The following is a 20,370-nucleotide window of genomic DNA, read 5'->3' as shown; positions in this document are numbered from 1 at the left end:
CAATATGAACTGTCCTAACTGTCAAAATACCGTAAGTGCAGATGATTTATTTTGCGGCAAGTGTGGTTATCGTTTAGATGGCCTGTCAAATGTAAAACAAACATTTGCTACGATTCAGGATACTAAAATTGTGGGCGAAGGAAGAAACTTCTTCAAAAATGTATTTGTCTCACATGATAAAGAAATCTTGAGTGATCATAAATACAGTTACTTATTATCATTATCTTTAATTGCAATACCACTAATATTATTATCAATTATCGTGATGTTTATCGGTAATGATGTGCCTGCTTTTCCAATTATCAAAAAAATCTTCGTATTAGCATTTATGATTATCGGAGGGACTACAGGCCTTATCTACGGTTTGCTGCATCTTTTTACAGCATCAAAAATAAGCTATCAAAAGATATTATCGGATTATATCTTATTAAATACTTTCTCAATAATCAGTCTTATACTTGGTGCATTATTTTTTAGAATGGGTGCTGAACCAATCGGTATGTTCTTTATGCTACTATTCTTCTTAGTATTTTTAGTATCACCGCTCTATATATTAACCAAATATATATCACAACAAAAAACGAGTATCGCAAGTTACTATCTCATTCTGACATTTATCGTTTGTCAGACGCTACTTACGATGATGGTTGCCGAATCAGTTGCTATATTTATTGCACAACTTGCTGCAAGTGCAGTTCAAAATCAATTGAATTACTAAAGGTATACCCCCTCCCATGCATGAATGCATAGGAGGGGTATATTTTTGTTAAAACGCCTAATTCAAAATAAGATAAATATCCTTAATAATTAAATACACTCATTTTAATGATTTTTAATACAAAAAAGTGCCCAAACAATAATGTTTAGACACTATACATATTCATATTATTCTACTGTAACTGATTTCGCTAAGTTACGTGGTTTATCCACGTCTGCACCTCTGTGTAAAGCTGCATAGTAAGAAATTAATTGTAATGTAATAACTGATACTAATGGTGTTAACATATCATGAACCGCTGGAATGACATATGCATCTCCATCTTGTTCTAATCCTGACATAGAAATGATACATGGGTTTGCTCCACGAGCTACTACTTCTTTCACATTACCACGAATAGAAAGGTTTACTTTTTCTTGAGTAGCTAATGCAATTACTGGCGTACCTTCTTCGATTAATGCGATCGTTCCGTGTTTTAACTCTCCGCCGGCAAATCCTTCAGCCTGGATGTAAGAAATTTCTTTTAATTTTAAAGCGCCTTCAAGACCTACATAGAAATCCATTGTACGGCCGATAAAGAATGCGTTACGTGTTGTAGATAAGAATTGACGTGCTAAATCTTCCATTTTATTTGCATCATCAACAATCGATACGATTGCAGAAGTAACTTTAGCAAGTTCAGGCAATAAGTCAACACCTGTGTCAATTCCAGAATCCTTAGCTACAACTTGAGCTAAAATAGCAAGTACCGCAATCTGAGCTGTGTAAGCTTTTGTTGATGCTACAGCAATTTCTGGTCCAGCATGTAAGATTAATGTATGGTCAGCTTCACGTGATAAAGTTGATCCAGGCACGTTAGTTACTGTTAACGCCGGGTAACCTAATTTTTTTACTTCAACTAATACTGCACGACTATCTGCTGTTTCACCTGATTGTGAAATGAAGATAAATAATGGTTTCTTAGAAAGTAATGGCATATTGTAAACGAACTCAGAGGCAACATGCACTTCTGTAGGAACACCTGACCATTTTTCTAAATATTCTTTACCAACTAAACCAGCATGGTAAGAAGTACCACAAGCTACGATATAGATACGATCTGCTTTACGTACTGCTTTTACAATATCTTTATCGATAACTAAGTTACCTTTATCATCTTGATATTTTTGGATAATTTTACGCATTACAGCTGGTTGTTCATGAATTTCTTTTAACATATAATGAGCGAATGTGCCTTTTTCGATATCACTTGCATCAATTTCAGCTTTGTAAGGTTTACGTTTAATTTCTTTACCGTCTAAATCTTTAATTGTTACTTTTTCTTTTTCAACAAGAACGATTTCGCCGTCAGTTAATTCAACGTAAGTATCTGTTACTTGTAACATTGCCATCGCATCAGATGCGATAACGTTAAATCCATCACCTAAACCTACTAATAATGGAGATTTGTTTTTTGCAACATAAATAACATCCGGGTTTTCGCTATCTAATAATCCTAATGCATATGATCCGTGTAATAATTTGATTACTTCAGTGAAAGCTTTCTCAGTATCTAAACCTTGTTTTGAGAAGTGTTCTACTAATTGAACGATAATTTCAGTATCTGTATCAGATTTAAAAGTTACTCCTGATAAGAATTCTTCTTTTAATTGTTCATAATTTTCAATAACACCGTTATGTACTAAAGTGAAACGACCACTTTCAGATTGATGTGGATGAGAGTTTTCACGATTTGGTACACCATGAGTTGCCCAACGTGTATGACCAATCCCAGTCGTTGATTCAAACGTTGAATCTACTGCTTTACGTAATTCAGCAATACGACCTTTTTCTTTATACACACGTACATCTTCACCATTACGTACAGCAATACCTGCTGAATCGTAACCACGGTATTCTAATTTTTCTAAACCTTTTAATAAAATTTCTTTTGCATCTTGTGTTCCAATATAACCTACGATACCACACATAATAAGTTCCTCCTGAGCGCATTGGCGCATTTAAAATAAGTTAATTTAAATAGATTGTTTATTTGTGCTATGTTGATGTCTTTTGTTCACTCAGTTGCCCAAGTGGTTTGTTACATCAACTATCGAATAGCTACTATCCGTGATGGCATCCGCCGAATTTTCGATAACCATCTTCCTCGTCAACAGTTTCCTGTTCTGGCGCTGTATATTCAGTTTTTAACAACCCTCGCTTTCAGTTAAACTTCTGTAATTGTACTATATTTCATATAAATTAGACAAGTATTAGAAGCTTATATCTTTCGGAAATAGAACTATTAATACAACTTGTCTTATATATCAAAACAATACAAGCTTCAGATTTTATATTATTATACTATAAATATGAGTTAAATTATTTTTTTATTGTCATTATTTGCAAGATTCTTTCGAAATTATTGTAGTTAACAACCATAAAAAAAGACCAAATCAGAAGATTTGGCCCTTATATAATTTTATTCTATCCCCATATGTTCACGTACAACATCAGAGATACTGTTTACAAAACGTTCAGCATCTTCATCAGTTTTTGCTTCAACCATTACACGTACTAATGGTTCAGTGCCAGATGGACGTACTAATACGCGTCCTTCACCGTTCATTTCTGCTTCAACTTTTGCAATTGATTCAGCGACTGCTGAGTTCTCTTCAACAGCATGTTTATCTGAAACGCGGATATTTACTAAACGTTGTGGATATTTCTTCATTTGTCCTGCTAACTCACTTAATGTCTTACCAGATTTCTTAATGATGCTCGCTAAATGAACACCTGTTAATAATCCGTCACCAGTTGTATTGTAATCCATCATTACGATATGTCCAGACTGTTCTCCACCTAGGTTGTATTTACCGTTTCTCATTTCTTCAACAACGTAACGGTCTCCTACTTTCGTTTTATTTGATTTAATATCAAATGCATCTAATGCTTTATAGAATCCTAAGTTACTCATTACAGTTGATACAACCATGTTGTCCTTTAAAGTACCTTCATTATGCATACTTTGCGCTAAAATAAACATAATTTGGTCGCCATCAACGATTTGACCTTTTTCATCTACTGCAATAATACGGTCTCCATCACCATCAAAAGCTAAACCAAAGTCACTACCAGAGTCCACTACTAATTCAGCCAATCCTTCTGGATGCGTTGAACCTACACCATCATTGATGTTATTACCATCTGGATTACAGCCGATTGTTACTGTATCAGCTTCTAAATCACCGAATAAATAAGGCGCTAATGAATATGTTGAACCATGTGCACCATCTAATGCGATCTTTAATCTTTCTAAATCACCGTCAATCGTTGATTTAATAAAGCTTAAATACTTTTGTCCACCTTCAAAGTAATCTGAAGTATGACCTAAATCAACGCCTGTTGGACGTGGTAAAGTGTCTTCTTTCGCATCTAATAAAGCTTCGATTTCCGCTTCTTGTGCATCACTTAATTTATAACCATCTGATCCGAAGAATTTAATACCATTATCTTGTACTGGATTATGACTTGCAGAAATCATAACGCCTGCTTGTGCATTTAATTCTCTCGTTAAATAAGCAACACCTGGTGTAGAAATAACACCTAAACGCATTACTTCGGCACCTGTAGATAATAATCCTGCTACAAGTGCTGACTCTAACATAATACCAGAAACACGTGTGTCACGACCTACAACTACTGTTGGTTTAGCCGTTCCGCCGTGTGCTAATACATAACCACCGTATCGCCCTAATTCAAAAGCTAATTCTGGTGTTAACTCACTATTAGCTACACCTCTTACACCGTCTGTCCCAAAATATTTACCCATTTTTTAAACTCCTTTTATTCATATCGTTATTTTTTAGATACATCTATCATAATTTCTACTTGCTTTGGATTGGCACTTGATACGTCTTTCGGTAAAGGAATATTTTCCTTAACGACTGTATCTTTTGTTACTTTCGATAAATCCACTTCAATCGCTAAACTACCGATACCATCTAGCACCGAACGCTTTCCAAATAGTTCTACTTCAGATTCAGATAGTTCCAGACTGTTTAGTTTTAGGTTTGAAGGTAATTGTCCTGATTTCTTTGCACTAATCGCTACCGTCTTTGAAGTCGGTGCAATCTTGATGTTAACTTTTACTTTAGCAGGTTTTACGGATACATCAAGTTTATTAAGATTAGAATCAAATACATTAACTTCTGCTTCTTCACTTGTTGTCTTAGATAATTTCGTATTATCCTGCAATGTTGCTTTCACATATGCAATCTTATTAATTTCGTCTTCTCCACCTGTAATGGTTACTTGTGACGGATCAACTTCTTTACCTGTCAGTTCATAGCCGGTAGCTATACGTGAATTGCTTACTTCCGCTTCTACTTGTCTTGTATCTTTAATTTTTTCTGATAAAGTGATATTCGCAAATTTCGGAATCACTTCATAATTTAATTTATCAGAAATACCTTTTACTTTGAACTTCTTTTTATATTCTCCAACTTTAGAGCTGGACAAGTCAAGCGTTACCGTGAAGTCTAACATACTCTCAGTCTTCTTTACGATAGACTGCGGACCGCTGACACGTACATTTACGGTCTTTGGTGCACCTGTTAAATACAAGTTTTTGTCATCATACACAATCTTAACCGGGACATCTTCAATGACCGTCTGATCATTCTGGTTGAATTGATTATCACCAAAAAGTGCGAAGACATCGTTAACTGATAAAAATAAAAACAAAGCGAGTACAAATGCAACAAATCTCAGTCCCCATTTATTCTCAAGCATTATTCTTCAACACCTTTCTTCGTGACATGTGTACTAAACCAATGTTCCGTAAGCAAGGCTTCAAACACTTCTAATGATACATCTTTACGTAATCTGCCGTTATACGTCACTGAAATATCGCCGGTTTCTTCAGAAACAACTACAGTAAAAGCATCTGACACTTCAGAAATACCCACTGCGGCACGGTGACGTGTTCCTAAACTCTTTTGAATCTTAGCACTATCTGATAAAGGAAGATAACTTGCTGCAACAGCAATCTTATCACCTTGTACAATCATCGCACCATCATGTAATGGCGTATTAGGAATAAATATATTAATTAATAATTCAGATGATATATCTGCATTGATGGGTATACCCGTTTCTATGTAATCCTGTAATCCTGTTTCTTTTTCAAAGACGATTAACGCACCAATACGACGTTTCGCCATATACTGTACGGATTTTACCATGGCATCTGTAAGCTTTGCCTGGTTAACCTTTAAATTTGCTGCATTACGTTTAAATAAACTACCTCGTCCGAGCTGTTCTAAAGCTCTTCTTAATTCTGGTTGAAAGATAACAATGATGGCTAAGAAACCCCATTCCATAACCATATCAAACATTTTCGTCGTTGTTGTTAAATCCAGCTGATTACTCAGTGTTCTACCAATCAGAATAAAGAAGATACCTTTTAATAATTGGATGGCTTTCGTGCCTTTAATTGCATTGATTAACAAATAAATAACATACCATACAATCAGCAAGTCTAAGATGCCCGTAATGATCTTAATAGTACTTAAATTATCAAGTACACTAAAGAGCTGCATTGTATCTCCTCCATATTCATGCTAAAAATAATTATACCATGTATGGCAGGGAATCTTCGTATAGATTGATGCATTTTTTATAATATTCATTGGATTGTTCTAAATCTCCAAGTTTCACATAAATTTCTGCAATCTTTTTCGAAATTCTACCAAAATAGTACACATGCTCATTACCATTTAACGCAATTTTGTAGTAAGTTAATGCACCTTGATAGTTCTCCAGTTGATATTCGAGGTCACCCATCAACTCTTCACCATATCCAGTATCATCATTTTTAATATTTTCAGCAATAATTGCTCTCGCTTCTTCGTACATACCTTTACGTATCATTACCTCTGCTAAGTGCAGACGAATATTAACTGCATAAGGATGATCAAATCGATAGTTATCAATCATTTTATTACATTTTAAAATGATTTCATATGCTTCATCTGAACGATTCAGCTCCATTAAGAGCATCGCGAGATTACTCAAACTACCTATTAGATCAAATGAGACTGGGCGCAGTTCAGCATAACTAATTGCTCGACGATAATGATATTCAGCCTGTTCAAAATCTTTCGTTGCATGATAAGAACGGCCTAATGTGTTCTCGATATTTAATGCCATATGATACGTATTAAGCTTCATATTTAAATCAATTGCTTCTTCACACAGTTTAATTGCAACGTAAAATTCACCGACACGTGAATAATATTGTCCTAAATAGTAAAGAATAGAGACACGTGTAATATTTACAACATTCTCAACGATTGTAATATTATTTGCTTTAGTTAATTGATTAATGGCTTCCATGACATTGCCAACTTCATATTCAATTCGACCTAATAATTCTAATGAACGTAAATAAATAGTTACATCTCGCATCTTTTTAACGATCGCTATCGCCTTCTCTACATACTTACGGGCATTATCATAGTCTTTTTGGTGAAAATAATAACTGGCTGTTACCCAGCTGATAGCTCCACGCTCAGCTTCTGTTATACTCTCAAGCGTTTCGTAATTCTTATTGATAAAGGCACCAAGTTTTTTGAAATCATTCATCAATACATGATTCTCAGCCCATTTAATCTCTTTTTTAATCTCTAATAAACTTAAATTACGATCTTCAGATGTATTTGTAAAATCCTCCAATGTACAATTTAAACGCACACTCAATTTCTTTAGGACATTGGTAGAAGGATGTACCGAATTCTTTTCTATTAAACTTAAATATGTTCTTGAAATAATACCATCAGCTAATTCCTGTTGTGTTAAATTTGCCTGATTACGTAATTCTTTTATTCTTTGACCAACCACGAGATTCACCTCTTTTTCATATAATATCATCATAAACGAAATAAAGTTAACATTCCATAAGTAACTTACTATTTACATTGATAATATTCGATAATGTTAAGAAAATAGAACTGAATAATAGACGTTACTTTCAATATCCCACAATAAAAAAATATGAAATACAACATTATTTACATCTATTATAAATATGTTAAGAAAATACAAATAATATTAATAATATGAACTTATGATTTTTATCTTTTTAACAGAAATTAAATATCAAAGATTATTCAAAGCGTATCTAAAAGATAGAAAAAAGGTAGGGAAAACATAGTGAAAACATAATGCTAATAATAAAATTAAACGATTAGTGTAATTCGTTGACATTATTGAAGTTAACAAGGATAATATAATTATCTAAATAAAATAAGTAATAATACTAAGGAGAAGCGTAATGTTAGATATTTTAGTAATCGAAAACCTTGCTCAGTTAAAGTGCGTAAGTGACCCATTTCGTATTAAATTATTAGAATTACTTGCAGTTGAAGCGAAAACTGGCCAACAGCTTGCGGATGAATTAGAAATTCCACGCGCAAAAATTCATTACCACTTAGCAGAACTTGAAAAACAAGGCATTATAGAATTAGTGAAAACAGAACAAAAGCATAGTATTATTCAAAAATTTTATGCACCTGTTGCAAAACAGCTTGTTCCTAAACTAGATTTACTGAAATATGCAGAGGAAGATAGCAAGAAAGATAATCTATCATTTAAGCTTCAAATCAACGAAAAAGAATTTCCTGAATTTAAAAAAGACCTTAAGAAGTATGTTAAGAAAGCTTCATCTAAAAATGGTGATTCAAATTACCAAATAAAAATATTCCCTGACCAAAATTAATTGGCAGGGAATATTATTTATTTATTTTTTTATTTATAACAATTTTTCTCCAAAGAAAGAACCTACTAAACCAACAGCTTGCTCAGCTGTTTTATTATAAATGTCGATCAATGGATTTACTTCTACGATTTCAAATGAAGTTATTTTATCACTATCATTTAATAATTCTAAAGCAAAGTGACTTTCACGATATGTGATACCACCTGGCACTGTCGTTCCTGTTCCTGGTGTTTCTACAGGATCTAAAGCATCGACATCTAATGATAAATGGATGCCATCACATTTATCTAAATAAGCTAATGTTTCCTCAATCACTGTACCAATACCTAAACGATCGATATCAGCCATCGTATATGTTTTAATACCTACTTCTTTTATGTATGCTTTCTCGCCTTCATCAAGGTCACGCATACCGATTAACACGATATTCTCTATTTTCACTTTATTCTTATATCCACCAATATTAACTAAATCTTCATGACCATCTCCGATTAAAGCTCTTAGTGGCATGCCATGAATGTTACCAGACGGTGAAGTTTCATCGATATTTAAATCACCATGCGCATCATACCAGATTACACCTAAATTTTCATAATGCTTAGCGATACCGCTGATAGTACCCATTGCAATTGAATGATCTCCACCAATGACAACAGGATAATTACCTTTTTGTACTACTCCATCAACTTTTTCACAAAGTGATTCACAGAATGTTGTAACCTCTTCTAAATTACGAAGACCACCTTGTTCTGATTTATATTTCTTCATATCAATCGCTGGTGATTCCACGTTTCCCTGGTCAATAACTGTATGACCAATACTTTCTAACCTTTCAATTAATCCCGCATAGCGCATAGCATCTGGTCCCATATTCACCCCTAATTTACGTTGACCAAAAGCACTTGGCGCTCCAATAATCTCGATTGTCTTATTCATTATGTTTTCCCCTTATTCCATAAATTTTTAAATAATCTGACTACTTTAATTTTATACAACTCTGAACGAATATACAATATTTTTATGCATAAATGAATAAAATGGATATTTATGTATAATAACGGTAAGCTATACATTGATACGATTGAATTTATGTCAAAAAAGAGCACAAAAAAAGCACCCTATACAGGATGCTAAATGATGAGCCATAGAGGATTCGAACCTCTGACCCTTTGATTAAAAGTCAAATGCTCTACCAACTGAGCTAATGGCTCAAAAAAAAATGGCTGGGCTAGCTGGATTCGAACCAACGAGTGACGGAGTCAAAGTCCGTTGCCTTACCGCTTGGCTATAGCCCAATAAGATGGTGGAGGGGGGCAGATTCGAACTGCCGAACCCGAAGGAGCGGATTTACAGTCCGCCGCGTTTAGCCACTTCGCTACCCCTCCGTATATGTAATTCAATAGTTTCCAAAAATGGTGGAGGATGACGGGCTCGAACCGCCGACCCTCTGCTTGTAAGGCAGATGCTCTCCCAGCTGAGCTAATCCTCCAAATGGTGACCCCTACGGGATTCGAACCCGTGTTACCGCCGTGAAAGGGCGGTGTCTTAACCGCTTGACCAAGGGGCCTAAATGGCTCCACAGGTAGGACTCGAACCTACGACCGATCGGTTAACAGCCGATAGCTCTACCACTGAGCTACTGTGGATAAATATAAAAATTGCCCGGCAACGTCCTACTCTCGCGGATCGTAAGACCAACTACCATCGGCGCTAGAGAGCTTAACTTCTGTGTTCGGTATGGGAACAGGTGTGACCTCTCTGCCATCGTCACCAGACAAATAAAAGATAATATATTATACTTTCAAAACTAGATAAGTAAGAAGAAAATTTAGATATTACTCGGCAATACCGAATAAAAAATCTATAAAATTGATTAAGTCTTCGATCGATTAGTATTCGTCAGCTCCATACATTACTGTACTTCCACCTCGAACCTATTAACCTCATCATCTTTGAGGGATCTTATAACCGAAGTTGGGAAATCTCATCTTGAGGGGGGCTTCATGCTTAGATGCTTTCAGCACTTATCCCGTCCATACATAGCTACCCAGCTATGCCGCTGGCGCGACAACTGGTACACCAGAGGTATGTCCATCCCGGTCCTCTCGTACTAAGGACAGCTCCTCTCAAATTTCCTACGCCCACGACGGATAGGGACCGAACTGTCTCACGACGTTCTGAACCCAGCTCGCGTACCGCTTTAATGGGCGAACAGCCCAACCCTTGGGACCGACTACAGCCCCAGGATGCGATGAGCCGACATCGAGGTGCCAAACCTCCCCGTCGATGTGAACTCTTGGGGGAGATAAGCCTGTTATCCCCGGGGTAGCTTTTATCCGTTGAGCGATGGCCCTTCCATGCGGAACCACCGGATCACTAAGTCCGTCTTTCGACCCTGCTCGACTTGTAGGTCTCGCAGTCAAGCTCCCTTGTGCCTTTACACTCTGCGAATGATTTCCAACCATTCTGAGGGAACCTTTGAGCGCCTCCGTTACTCTTTAGGAGGCGACCGCCCCAGTCAAACTGCCCGCCTGACACTGTCTCCCACCACGATAAGTGGTGCGGGTTAGAAAGTCAACACAGCCAGGGTAGTATCCCACCAACGCCTCCACGTAAGCTGACGCTCACGCTTCAAAGGCTCCTACCTATCCTGTACAAGCTGTGCCGAATTTCAATATCAGGCTGCAGTAAAGCTCCACGGGGTCTTTCCGTCCTGTCGCGGGTAACCTGCATCTTCACAGGTACTATGATTTCACCGAGTCTCTCGTTGAGACAGTGCCCAAATCGTTACGCCTTTCGTGCGGGTCGGAACTTACCCGACAAGGAATTTCGCTACCTTAGGACCGTTATAGTTACGGCCGCCGTTTACTGGGGCTTCAATTCGTAGCTTCGCGAGATGCTAACCACTCCTTTTAACCTTCCAGCACCGGGCAGGCGTCAGCCCCTATACGTCACCTTACGGTTTTGCAGAGACCTGTGTTTTTGATAAACAGTCGCTTGGGCCTATTCACTGCGGCTCTTCAAGGCTTGCACCCTAAAAAGCACCCCTTCTCCCGAAGTTACGGGGTCATTTTGCCGAGTTCCTTAACGAGAGTTCGCTCGCTCACCTTAGAATTCTCATCTTGACTACCTGTGTCGGTTTGCGGTACGGGCACCTAATTTCTAACTAGAGGCTTTTCTTGGCAGTGTGAAATCAACGACTTCGCTACTATAATTTCGCTCCCCATCACACCTTGACCTTAAGAGTACCGGATTTGCCTAATACTCAGTCTCAGTGCTTGGACGTACATAACCAACAGTACGCTTCGCCTATCCTACTGCGTCCCCCCATCGTTCAAACAATCTTAGGTGGTACAGGAATATCTACCTGTTATCCATCGCCTACGCCATTCGGCCTCGGCTTAGGTCCCGACTAACCCAGAGCGGACGAGCCTTCCTCTGGAAACCTTAGTCAATCGGTGGACGGGATTCTCACCCGTCTTTCGCTACTCACACCGGCATTCTCACTTCTAAGCGCTCCACATGTCCTTGCGATCATGCTTCGACGCTGCTTAGAACGCTCTCCTACCATTGTCCATTGGACAATCCACAGCTTCGGTAATATGTTTAGCCCCGGTACATTTTCGGCGCAGCGTCACTCGACTAGTGAGCTATTACGCACTCTTTAAATGATGGCTGCTTCTAAGCCAACATCCTAGTTGTCTGGGCAACGCCACATCCTTTTCCACTTAACATATATTTTGGGACCTTAGCTGGTGGTCTGGGCTGTTTCCCTCTCGACTACGGACCTTATCACCCGCAGTCTGACTCCCGTGTTAAATTATTTGGCATTCGGAGTTTGTCTGAATTCGGTAACCCGAGGGGGGCCCCTAGTCCAAACAGTGCTCTACCTCCAATAATCATCACACGAGGCTAGCCCTAAAGCTATTTCGGAGAGAACCAGCTATCTCCAGGTTCGATTGGAATTTCTCCGCTACCCACACCTCATCCGCTCACTTTTCAACGTAAGTCGGTTCGGTCCTCCATTCAGTGTTACCTGAACTTCAACCTGGACATGGGTAGATCACCTGGTTTCGGGTCTACGACCTGATACTCATTCGCCCTATTCAGACTCGCTTTCGCTACGGCTCCACATATACTGCTTAACCTTGCATCAAATCGTAACTCGCCGGTTCATTCTACAAAAGGCACGCCATCACCCATTAACGGGCTCTGACTACTTGTAAGCACACGGTTTCAGGTTCTATTTCACTCCCCTTCCGGGGTGCTTTTCACCTTTCCCTCACGGTACTGGTTCACTATCGGTCACTAGAGAGTATTTAGCCTTGGGAGATGGTCCTCCCGGATTCCGACGGAATTCCACGTGTTCCGCCGTACTCAGGATCCACTCAGGAGAGAACAACTTTTCGACTACAGGGCCTTTACCTTCTATGGCTGACTTTTCCAAAGTCATTCGTCTAAACTGTTCCTTTGTAACTCCGTATTGAGTGTCCTACAACCCCAGAGAGCAAGCTCTCTGGTTTGGGCTCTTCCCGTTTCGCTCGCCGCTACTAAGGGAATCGAGTTTTCTTTCTCTTCCTCCGGGTACTTAGATGTTTCAGTTCTCCGGGTGTGCCTTCTCATATACTATGTATTCATATATGGATAACATGACATAACTCATGCTGGGTTTCCCCATTCGGAAATCTCTGGATCAAAGCTTACTTACAGCTCCCCAAAGCATATCGTCGTTAGTAACGTCCTTCTTCGGCTTCTAGTGCCAAGGCATCCACCGTGCGCCCTTAATAACTTAATCTGTTATTAATAATTGTGATGTCTGCATAAATGCAGACGCGCGATTTTTTTAAGAATTCAAAAATGAACTCACTCGGTTTTGCTTGGTAAAATCTTTTATTTCTTCTTACTTTATCTAGTTTTCAAAGTACAATTTGAATGACTTACTGGACCGAAGGTCCGATAAACATTCAAAACTGAATACAATATGTCAATGTTAATCCCTATCAGACCTAAAGGTCTGATTTCCGTAATTATCCTTAGAAAGGAGGTGATCCAGCCGCACCTTCCGATACGGCTACCTTGTTACGACTTCACCCCAATCATCTGTCCCACCTTCGACGGCTAGCTCCTAAAAGGTTACTCCACCGGCTTCGGGTGTTACAAACTCTCGTGGTGTGACGGGCGGTGTGTACAAGACCCGGGAACGTATTCACCGTAGCATGCTGATCTACGATTACTAGCGATTCCAGCTTCATGTAGTCGAGTTGCAGACTACAATCCGAACTGAGAATGGTTTTATGGGATTTGCTTGACCTCGCGGTTTTGCTGCCCTTTGTACCATCCATTGTAGCACGTGTGTAGCCCAAATCATAAGGGGCATGATGATTTGACGTCATCCCCACCTTCCTCCGGTTTGTCACCGGCAGTCTCTCTAGAGTGCCCAACTTAATGATGGCAACTAAAGATAAGGGTTGCGCTCGTTGCGGGACTTAACCCAACATCTCACGACACGAGCTGACGACAACCATGCACCACCTGTCACTTTGTCCCCCGAAGGGGAAAGCTCTATCTCTAGAGTTGTCAAAGGATGTCAAGATTTGGTAAGGTTCTTCGCGTTGCTTCGAATTAAACCACATGCTCCACCGCTTGTGCGGGTCCCCGTCAATTCCTTTGAGTTTCAGTCTTGCGACCGTACTCCCCAGGCGGAGTGCTTAATGCGTTAGCTGCAGCACTGAGGGGCGGAAACCCCCCAACACTTAGCACTCATCGTTTACGGCGTGGACTACCAGGGTATCTAATCCTGTTTGATCCCCACGCTTTCGCACCTCAGCGTCAGTTACAGACCAGAGAGCCGCCTTCGCCACTGGTGTTCCTCCATATCTCTGCGCATTTCACCGCTACACATGGAATTCCACTCTCCTCTTCTGTACTCAAGTCTCCCAGTTTCCAATGACCCTCCCCGGTTGAGCCGGGGGCTTTCACATCAGACTTAAGAGACCGCCTACGCGCGCTTTACGCCCAATAATTCCGGATAACGCTTGCCACCTACGTATTACCGCGGCTGCTGGCACGTAGTTAGCCGTGGCTTTCTGGTAAGGTACCGTCAAGGTACGTTCAGTTACTAACGTACTTGTTCTTCCCTTACAACAGAGTTTTACGATCCGAAAACCTTCTTCACTCACGCGGCGTTGCTCCGTCAGACTTTCGTCCATTGCGGAAGATTCCCTACTGCTGCCTCCCGTAGGAGTCTGGGCCGTGTCTCAGTCCCAGTGTGGCCGATCACCCTCTCAGGTCGGCTATGTATCGTTGCCTTGGTGAGCCGTTACCTCACCAACTAGCTAATACACCGCAGGTCCATCTATAAGTGACAGCAGAACCGTCTTTCACTATTGCTTCATGCGAAGCTAAATATTATCCGGTATTAGCTCCGGTTTCCCGAAGTTATCCCAGTCTTATAGGTAGGTTACCCACGTGTTACTCACCCGTCCGCCGCTAAAATCGAGAGGTGCAAGCACCTCTGTCAATTCGCTCGACTTGCATGTATTAGGCACGCCGCCAGCGTTCATCCTGAGCCAGGATCAAACTCTCCATAATAGTTTGTTTGATAATGCTCTTTGATTGCTTATGGCAATCACTCTTGGGAGTGAACGAAGTTCACTCAAATTATTGGAATTAACGTTGACATATTGTCATTCAGTTTTCAATGTTCATTTTTCGCGTTACAAGAATTAATGTTATCATAACTCTCAACTCTTTGCAACACTTATTTTTAAGAAGTTTTACACTTGATTGTTTATTTCGTTTCAAGCAGTAATCTTTCTTGCTTTATTATATTACATCGTTATGAACATAGTTTCAAGTGCAAGTTTTACACTTTTTCACTTTGTTATTTCCGATGTCTTAAAGCTGTGCATCGCTTGTTTTCAGCGACTTTTATATCTTATCAAGATGGATTACTTTCGTCAATACTTTTTTAAAACTTTTTTATTTATTTTAAAATTAATTACGGTATGCTTACTGTTAAGCAAAATAAAACAGCGATTGAACGAGCATTCAATCGCTGTAATGATTAATGAACTACCTTATTTTTAAAGACGAATTGATAGATGATGATTAAGAATGAGGCCACTAAAATGCCAAAAGCCATATTATTATCTATCGTAGTAAATACGTTACTGTAATAGAAGAAAGACATAATAATCGATCCTGTCGTTGATCCAATAAATTTAAGCAAACTATAAGTGCTCATCATACTACCTAATTGATGAGGCGCTGCGCTTTCCTGTATCGTTACAATATTCTTTGTAAAAACTGTACCAAAAGATAGGCCTAAAAATGCTGATGCAATCGTTACCGCTATCGCATGATCAAAAATGAATATGATCAAACTTCCGATAATCATATATAAGAAACTTAATTGATAGACACGTTGTATCGTAAGTTTTGTTTCGAGCGTCTTCAATACAAATGTTGAAAGCAACCAGAATATCGAAATCGTAAATGTAGTCAGTCCTGCAAGCAAAGGACTTAATCCCTTTTCTGTCTGAAGGTAAATTGGCAGAAAAATATTTGTCCCCATCATGATAATCGCATATAGCATATCCGTACCCATCACGATGCCTATCCTCTTATTAAATGCTTTCACCGGGATAAACGGTTCGTCAATTCTGCTTTCATATTTTATGAATATGATTAATATCATCATCGCTAATATAAATAAAGCAGCATGAATAAACCAATGTGTTTCTATTAATAATGCACAAAGCAAGCTTCCAAGAAAGATATAAAAGTATATCAATCCTTTAAAATCAAATTTACTTTCTTGTTTCATTTCTTCAAACTTAAAATATTTAATGACAAGAAAAATTGCTAAAAACGCTAAAGGCACATTGACGTAGAATAAATAACTCCAATTAAGATACGTCAAAATAAGTCCTCCGAGTATCGGACCGACGATACTCGAAATACCCCATACCGATCCAACGATTCCCATCACTTTATAGCGGTAAGGAATTTCAAACGCTATCTTCGGTATGATATTCCCCATCGTCATCATAATTCCTGCACCTAACCCTTGCACTAATCTTGATGCAAGCAACATTTCAAATGTAAACGATAGTCCAGATAACATACTGCCGATTATAAAAACAATAATACCGAGTAGCATTAACCGTTTAGCACCTAGCCGCTTCATCAATTCTCCAACAATAGGTGTTACAATTACAATTGCTATCATATAAGTAGTAAAAATCAATGCAAGTGACTTTGTTGCATTTAAATCTTTCCCTATCGCGGGTGTCGCAAGTGAAATTATTGATGTTTCAATCGCACTCATAAACATAATAATCACTAATGCACTAATTAATCCTTTTTTCATCTTATCCCTCCATAGGAAAAATCAGATTAAACTTGCGTCTAATCTGATTTATCTTTTCTTTCTATTCGATTTCTTTTTCTTATGTGATACAACCTGTGTTGATTTTGACTGTTTTGTATTCTGTACTGTTTCAATAACAGGTTCTACCCATGTACCTCGCGCTATTTTACGTGCTTTACGTTCTTCAAATGATAAACGATTGTACTTCGGCAATGATAATAACTGAAATGCATTACATAACAGCAAACTAAATATCGTGCAATATAGCCACATCATATCTTTTACTTTTAAAAATGGAATCAATTCAACAGTTGTCATCACAACCATAAAGAACATTGCCGGAATAAATACATTCTTTCCTGTAAGTTTATTCTTATAAATTGCAACTGCAACTCCAAAAATAACGATAAGCAATGGAATCCAGATAAATTTCAAGATATCTCCGTCCTGTTTACCGAAACGTAAATATCTGAAATACACTAAATCAATTATCGCAAACAAAATAATTACAACCTGAATAGCATTCCATCCGTTCTTGAATATGCCTTGACCCATTTGATGAATAAAGAGATATGCAAAAAATGCCAGCTGGGAAATTGATGCAATCAGCAACCCATAACCCATAAACCAAACTAATGCGGCTAAAAATTCACCTATTTCACCTTTCACTAAGTAAACGGTCAGTTTGTCATATCCGAAAACTAAACTGACAAGCACTGTACAAACAAGGCCGATTAATAAAGTAATACCGTAAAATTTACCTAAATTCTTTAAAGTCACTTTAATACCTCATTACTTTTCTTCTGTTTTATTAATAATGCGCTCTGCCATATTTAAATAAATTTGGCCTAGTTGATGATCTTCAGCATAAACTGACGGTGCAAAAGCTTCTTCAGTCCAGTCAGGTTGTGCAAGTGGTAATTGTCCGATTAATTCTGTATTTAACTCAGATGCTAACTTCTCTCCGCCACCTTTACCAAACACATATTCTTTCTCTCCTGTCACTTTGCTTTCAAAGTATGACATGTTCTCCACTACACCTAATATTTCATGATCTGTGTGAATTGCCATAGCACCCGCACGTGCTGCAACAAATGCTGCTGTCGGATGAGGCGTTGTTACAATAATTTCTTTACTCTTCGGTAACATTGTATGAACATCAAGCGCCACGTCCCCTGTACCTGGTGGTAAATCTAAAAGGATATAGTCTAATTCTCCCCAATTTACTTCCTGGAAGAAGTTATTGATCATTTTACCTAACATTGGACCACGCCAGATAACTGGTGTATTCTCTTCTACGAAAAATGCCATTGAAATAACTTTTACCCCGAAACGCTCAACTGGTTTAATTCTATTTCCTTCAATTTCAGGTTTTTCTGAAATCCCCATCATATCAGGTACACTAAATCCGTAAATATCCGCATCAACTAACCCAACACGCTTTCCTAAGCGTGCTAATGCAACTGCTAAGTTAACAGAAACTGTAGATTTACCTACGCCTCCTTTACCAGAAGCAATCGCAATAAAATTCACTTTATCATCTGGTGAAATCAATCGTTCGATTTCAGAAGATGACTGGCCACGGAATTGTTCTAAAGCTTCGTCATCTAATTGTTCAAAACGAAGTCCAACAGTGTTTGCTCCATTTTCTTTTAATACTTCAACGATCTTCATTTGTAGATCTAGCTGTTCTTGTCCACCAAGTTTCGCGATACCGATCTTTAATGAAACATGATTTTTCTCTTCTTTAATTGAAACTTCCTTTACCCCACCAGTTTCTTTTAACGGAAGATTCACAACCGGATCATTTAACTTTTCGATTAATTCAATAACTTGTTCTTTTGTCAGCACAATAAACGCTCCTTCTCATTTCTAATAGCTATAGTTTAACAAAAGATTGTCACTTTGTATAAATTAATTTCTTATTCTAGGTTATATTCTATTAAAAGGGCTATAATAGATTACGGATTAAATTGAAAATAACGAAGATATACATATTGTACACATTTAAAGGAGACCACTATGACTAAAAACTACACTATTATGCAATACTTTGAATGGCATTCAAATGATGATGGTAATCACTGGAACAGATTAAAGGATGAAGCTGAATCACTTAAAGAAAAAGGCTTTGATGCAATCTGGTTACCACCGGCCACTAAAGCTGATCACGTCATGAATACCGGCTATAGCGTATATGATTTATATGACTTAGGTGAATTCGACCAAAAAGGACAGGTTCGAACAAAATACGGCACGAAAGAAGAATTAATCGCAGCAATCGAAGCACTTCATGAACAAGACATTAAAGTTTATGCGGATGTCGTTCTAAATCATAAAGCAGGTGCCGATGAAGCTGAAACAGTACGCGTTGTAGAAGTTGATCCGAATGACAGAAATCATGAAATTTCTGAACCATTTGATATCGATGCGTTTACAAAATTCTATTTCCCAGGGCGTAATAAAAAATACAGTGCGTTCGAATGGAACTATACACATTTCAATGGTACTGATTATGACCATCGTACAGGACGAACGGGTCTATTTAAAATTTTAGGTGAAAATAAAGACTGGAATGAAAATGTCGATCAGGAAAAAGGCAACTTCGATTATCTGATGTTTACAAATGTTGATTATCAACATCCCGACGTACGCGAAGAGACAATTAATTGGGGTAAATGGTTTATCGATACATTAAATATTGATGGTATGCGCCTTGATGCAGTAAAACATATTGAAAGTTATTTTATACGTGACTTTGTACATGCAATGCGCGAACATCGCGGTCAAGATTTCTATTTTGTCGGTGAATTCTGGAATCCAGATCTTGAAGTGAATGAGAACTTTTTAGATGAAGCAGAATACAGCTTAGATTTATTCGATGTAAGACTACACTTTAACTTTAAAGCTGCTTCAGAAGGTGGCGCTGCTTATGATCTACGTCAAATATTTGATGGCACTTTAGTGAAAGAGAATCCTGAGCATGCAGTAACTTTTGTAGACAATCATGATTCGCAACCAGGAGAAGCTTTAGAATCATTTGTTAAAGATTGGTTTAAACAATCTGCATACGCCCTTATCTTACTTCGTGAAGATGGTTTCCCATGTGTATTCTATGGCGATTATTATGGTATTGGCGGAGAACATCCAATTGATAGTAAACAGATGGCGATTGATCCTTTACTCTATGTCCGTAAATTAAAAGCTTATGGCCAGCAAGATGATTACTTCGATCATCCAAATGTTGTCGGTTGGGTTAGACGTGGATATGCTGAAGATAAATCAGGATGTGCTGTCATCATTAATAACAGCGAACAACCTGCTGAAAAACAAATGTTTGTTGGCGCAGATCGTGCCGGACAAACGTGGTATGACTATACCGACACCATTGAAGAAGGCGTGGTTATCGATGAAGAAGGTAACGGTGTCTTCAAAGTAAATCCAGGCAGTGTGTCTGTATATTGTGAAAAAGAAGCATAATTAAAAAGATGACTGATCAATTAATCTGATCAGCCATCT

At 38.3% G+C, this 20,370-nt stretch carries 12 protein-coding genes, 6 tRNA genes and 3 rRNA genes; 3 read left to right on the top strand and 18 right to left on the bottom strand.

The features are described 5' to 3' along the window. The first annotated feature begins 4 nt into the window (after positions 1 to 4). Entirely contained in the window at positions 5 to 718 is a 714-nt protein-coding gene (locus tag KFV12_RS02690) for a zinc ribbon domain-containing protein (RefSeq protein ID WP_239243423.1), read from the top strand. 167 nt (positions 719 to 885) lie between these two features. Here KFV12_RS02690 and glmS read toward each other — a convergent pair whose 3' ends face one another. The 5 genes from glmS to KFV12_RS02665 all read right to left on the bottom strand — a co-directional run bounded on the left by glmS (position 886) and on the right by KFV12_RS02665 (position 7,600). Next, the gene (gene glmS, locus KFV12_RS02685; RefSeq protein WP_254257216.1) at positions 886 to 2,688 is read right to left on the bottom strand and encodes a glutamine--fructose-6-phosphate transaminase (isomerizing); all 1,803 of its coding nucleotides are present in this window, start codon (positions 2,686 to 2,688) and stop codon (positions 886 to 888) included. A 491-nt stretch (positions 2,689 to 3,179) separates the two neighbouring features. Beyond that, a complete protein-coding gene (gene glmM, locus KFV12_RS02680; RefSeq protein WP_254257215.1) occupies positions 3,180 to 4,529 on the bottom strand; it encodes a phosphoglucosamine mutase in 1,350 nt (449 codons plus the stop codon). A 26-nt stretch (positions 4,530 to 4,555) separates the two neighbouring features. Beyond that, positions 4,556 to 5,491 (bottom strand): CdaR family protein, encoded by a 936-nt coding sequence (locus tag KFV12_RS02675; RefSeq protein WP_111714052.1) that lies wholly within the window; start codon positions 5,489 to 5,491, stop codon positions 4,556 to 4,558. Continuing rightward, positions 5,491 to 6,300, bottom strand: coding sequence for a diadenylate cyclase CdaA (gene cdaA, locus KFV12_RS02670; protein WP_111714051.1), 810 nt, complete (start codon positions 6,298 to 6,300; stop codon positions 5,491 to 5,493). The genes KFV12_RS02675 and cdaA overlap by 1 nt, the downstream gene beginning before the upstream one ends. 31 nt (positions 6,301 to 6,331) lie before the next feature. Then, positions 6,332 to 7,600: a tetratricopeptide repeat protein gene (locus tag KFV12_RS02665; RefSeq protein ID WP_170122409.1), complete on the bottom strand. Its 1,269-nt coding sequence runs from the start codon at positions 7,598 to 7,600 to the stop codon at positions 6,332 to 6,334. A 433-nt stretch (positions 7,601 to 8,033) separates the two neighbouring features. On the opposite strand from KFV12_RS02665, the gene KFV12_RS02660 reads away from it, so the two are divergent. Next, entirely contained in the window at positions 8,034 to 8,477 is a 444-nt protein-coding gene (locus KFV12_RS02660; RefSeq protein ID WP_099577239.1) for an ArsR/SmtB family transcription factor, read from the top strand. A 33-nt stretch (positions 8,478 to 8,510) separates the two neighbouring features. Here the strand turns inward: KFV12_RS02660 and rocF are convergent, their stop codons facing one another. From rocF to salA, 13 genes are all read right to left on the bottom strand, one after another. After that, positions 8,511 to 9,413 carry an arginase gene (rocF, locus tag KFV12_RS02655; RefSeq protein ID WP_111714049.1) on the bottom strand — a complete coding sequence of 301 codons (903 nt, stop codon included), beginning with the start codon at positions 9,411 to 9,413 and terminating at the stop codon, positions 8,511 to 8,513. A gap of 202 nt (positions 9,414 to 9,615) precedes the next feature. Continuing rightward, positions 9,616 to 9,688 (bottom strand) — tRNA-Lys (locus tag KFV12_RS02650). A gap of 9 nt (positions 9,689 to 9,697) precedes the next feature. Beyond that, positions 9,698 to 9,772 (bottom strand) — tRNA-Gln (locus KFV12_RS02645). Positions 9,773 to 9,778: 6 nt separating this feature from the next. Beyond that, positions 9,779 to 9,862: transfer RNA gene (locus tag KFV12_RS02640), tRNA-Tyr, on the bottom strand. 28 nt (positions 9,863 to 9,890) lie between these two features. Then, positions 9,891 to 9,966, bottom strand: a tRNA-Val gene (locus tag KFV12_RS02635). Positions 9,967 to 9,969: 3 nt separating this feature from the next. Next, positions 9,970 to 10,044 (bottom strand) — tRNA-Glu (locus tag KFV12_RS02630). 4 nt (positions 10,045 to 10,048) lie between these two features. Further along, positions 10,049 to 10,123, bottom strand: a tRNA-Asn gene (locus KFV12_RS02625). A gap of 14 nt (positions 10,124 to 10,137) precedes the next feature. Continuing rightward, positions 10,138 to 10,252: ribosomal RNA gene (gene rrf / locus KFV12_RS02620) — 5S ribosomal RNA — on the bottom strand. Between the two features lie 94 nt (positions 10,253 to 10,346). Then, positions 10,347 to 13,272, bottom strand: a 23S ribosomal RNA gene (locus tag KFV12_RS02615). A gap of 242 nt (positions 13,273 to 13,514) precedes the next feature. Further along, positions 13,515 to 15,068 (bottom strand): 16S ribosomal RNA (locus KFV12_RS02610). Together the 16S, 23S and 5S rRNA genes with 6 tRNA genes alongside form the textbook arrangement of a ribosomal RNA operon. 475 nt (positions 15,069 to 15,543) lie before the next feature. Beyond that, positions 15,544 to 16,851: an MFS transporter gene (locus KFV12_RS02605; RefSeq protein ID WP_111717513.1), complete on the bottom strand. Its 1,308-nt coding sequence runs from the start codon at positions 16,849 to 16,851 to the stop codon at positions 15,544 to 15,546. A 48-nt stretch (positions 16,852 to 16,899) separates the two neighbouring features. Next, positions 16,900 to 17,631 (bottom strand): KinB-signaling pathway activation protein, encoded by a 732-nt coding sequence (locus KFV12_RS02600; protein WP_239241919.1) that lies wholly within the window; start codon positions 17,629 to 17,631, stop codon positions 16,900 to 16,902. Positions 17,632 to 17,643: 12 nt separating this feature from the next. Then, positions 17,644 to 18,702, bottom strand: coding sequence for an iron-sulfur carrier protein/transcriptional regulator SalA (gene salA / locus KFV12_RS02595; protein ID WP_111717510.1), 1,059 nt, complete (start codon positions 18,700 to 18,702; stop codon positions 17,644 to 17,646). Positions 18,703 to 18,873: 171 nt separating this feature from the next. On the opposite strand from salA, the gene KFV12_RS02590 reads away from it, so the two are divergent. Then, positions 18,874 to 20,331: an alpha-amylase gene (locus tag KFV12_RS02590; RefSeq protein ID WP_254257214.1), complete on the top strand. Its 1,458-nt coding sequence runs from the start codon at positions 18,874 to 18,876 to the stop codon at positions 20,329 to 20,331. The last annotated feature ends 39 nt before the right edge of the window (positions 20,332 to 20,370 follow it).

It is taken from the genome of Macrococcus epidermidis, from assembly GCF_024205965.1.
GTDB lineage: Bacteria > Bacillota > Bacilli > Staphylococcales > Staphylococcaceae > Macrococcoides > Macrococcoides epidermidis.
This window is presented reverse-complemented; position numbering and strand designations above follow the sequence as displayed.

Bases quoted from the DNA above. Each gene is read 5' to 3' on its own strand.
- KFV12_RS02690 (WP_239243423.1), top strand. From the start codon at position 5: ATGAACTGTCCTAACTGTCAAAATACCGTAAGTGCAGATGATTTATTT.
- glmS (WP_254257216.1), bottom strand. From the start codon at position 2,688: ATGTGTGGTATCGTAGGTTATATTGGAACACAAGATGCAAAAGAAATT.
- glmM (WP_254257215.1), bottom strand. From the start codon at position 4,529: ATGGGTAAATATTTTGGGACAGACGGTGTAAGAGGTGTAGCTAATAGT.
- KFV12_RS02675 (WP_111714052.1), bottom strand. From the start codon at position 5,491: ATGCTTGAGAATAAATGGGGACTGAGATTTGTTGCATTTGTACTCGCT.
- cdaA (WP_111714051.1), bottom strand. From the start codon at position 6,300: ATGCAGCTCTTTAGTGTACTTGATAATTTAAGTACTATTAAGATCATT.
- KFV12_RS02660 (WP_099577239.1), top strand. From the start codon at position 8,034: ATGTTAGATATTTTAGTAATCGAAAACCTTGCTCAGTTAAAGTGCGTA.
- rocF (WP_111714049.1), bottom strand. From the start codon at position 9,413: ATGAATAAGACAATCGAGATTATTGGAGCGCCAAGTGCTTTTGGTCAA.
- KFV12_RS02605 (WP_111717513.1), bottom strand. From the start codon at position 16,851: ATGAAAAAAGGATTAATTAGTGCATTAGTGATTATTATGTTTATGAGT.
- KFV12_RS02590 (WP_254257214.1), top strand. From the start codon at position 18,874: ATGACTAAAAACTACACTATTATGCAATACTTTGAATGGCATTCAAAT.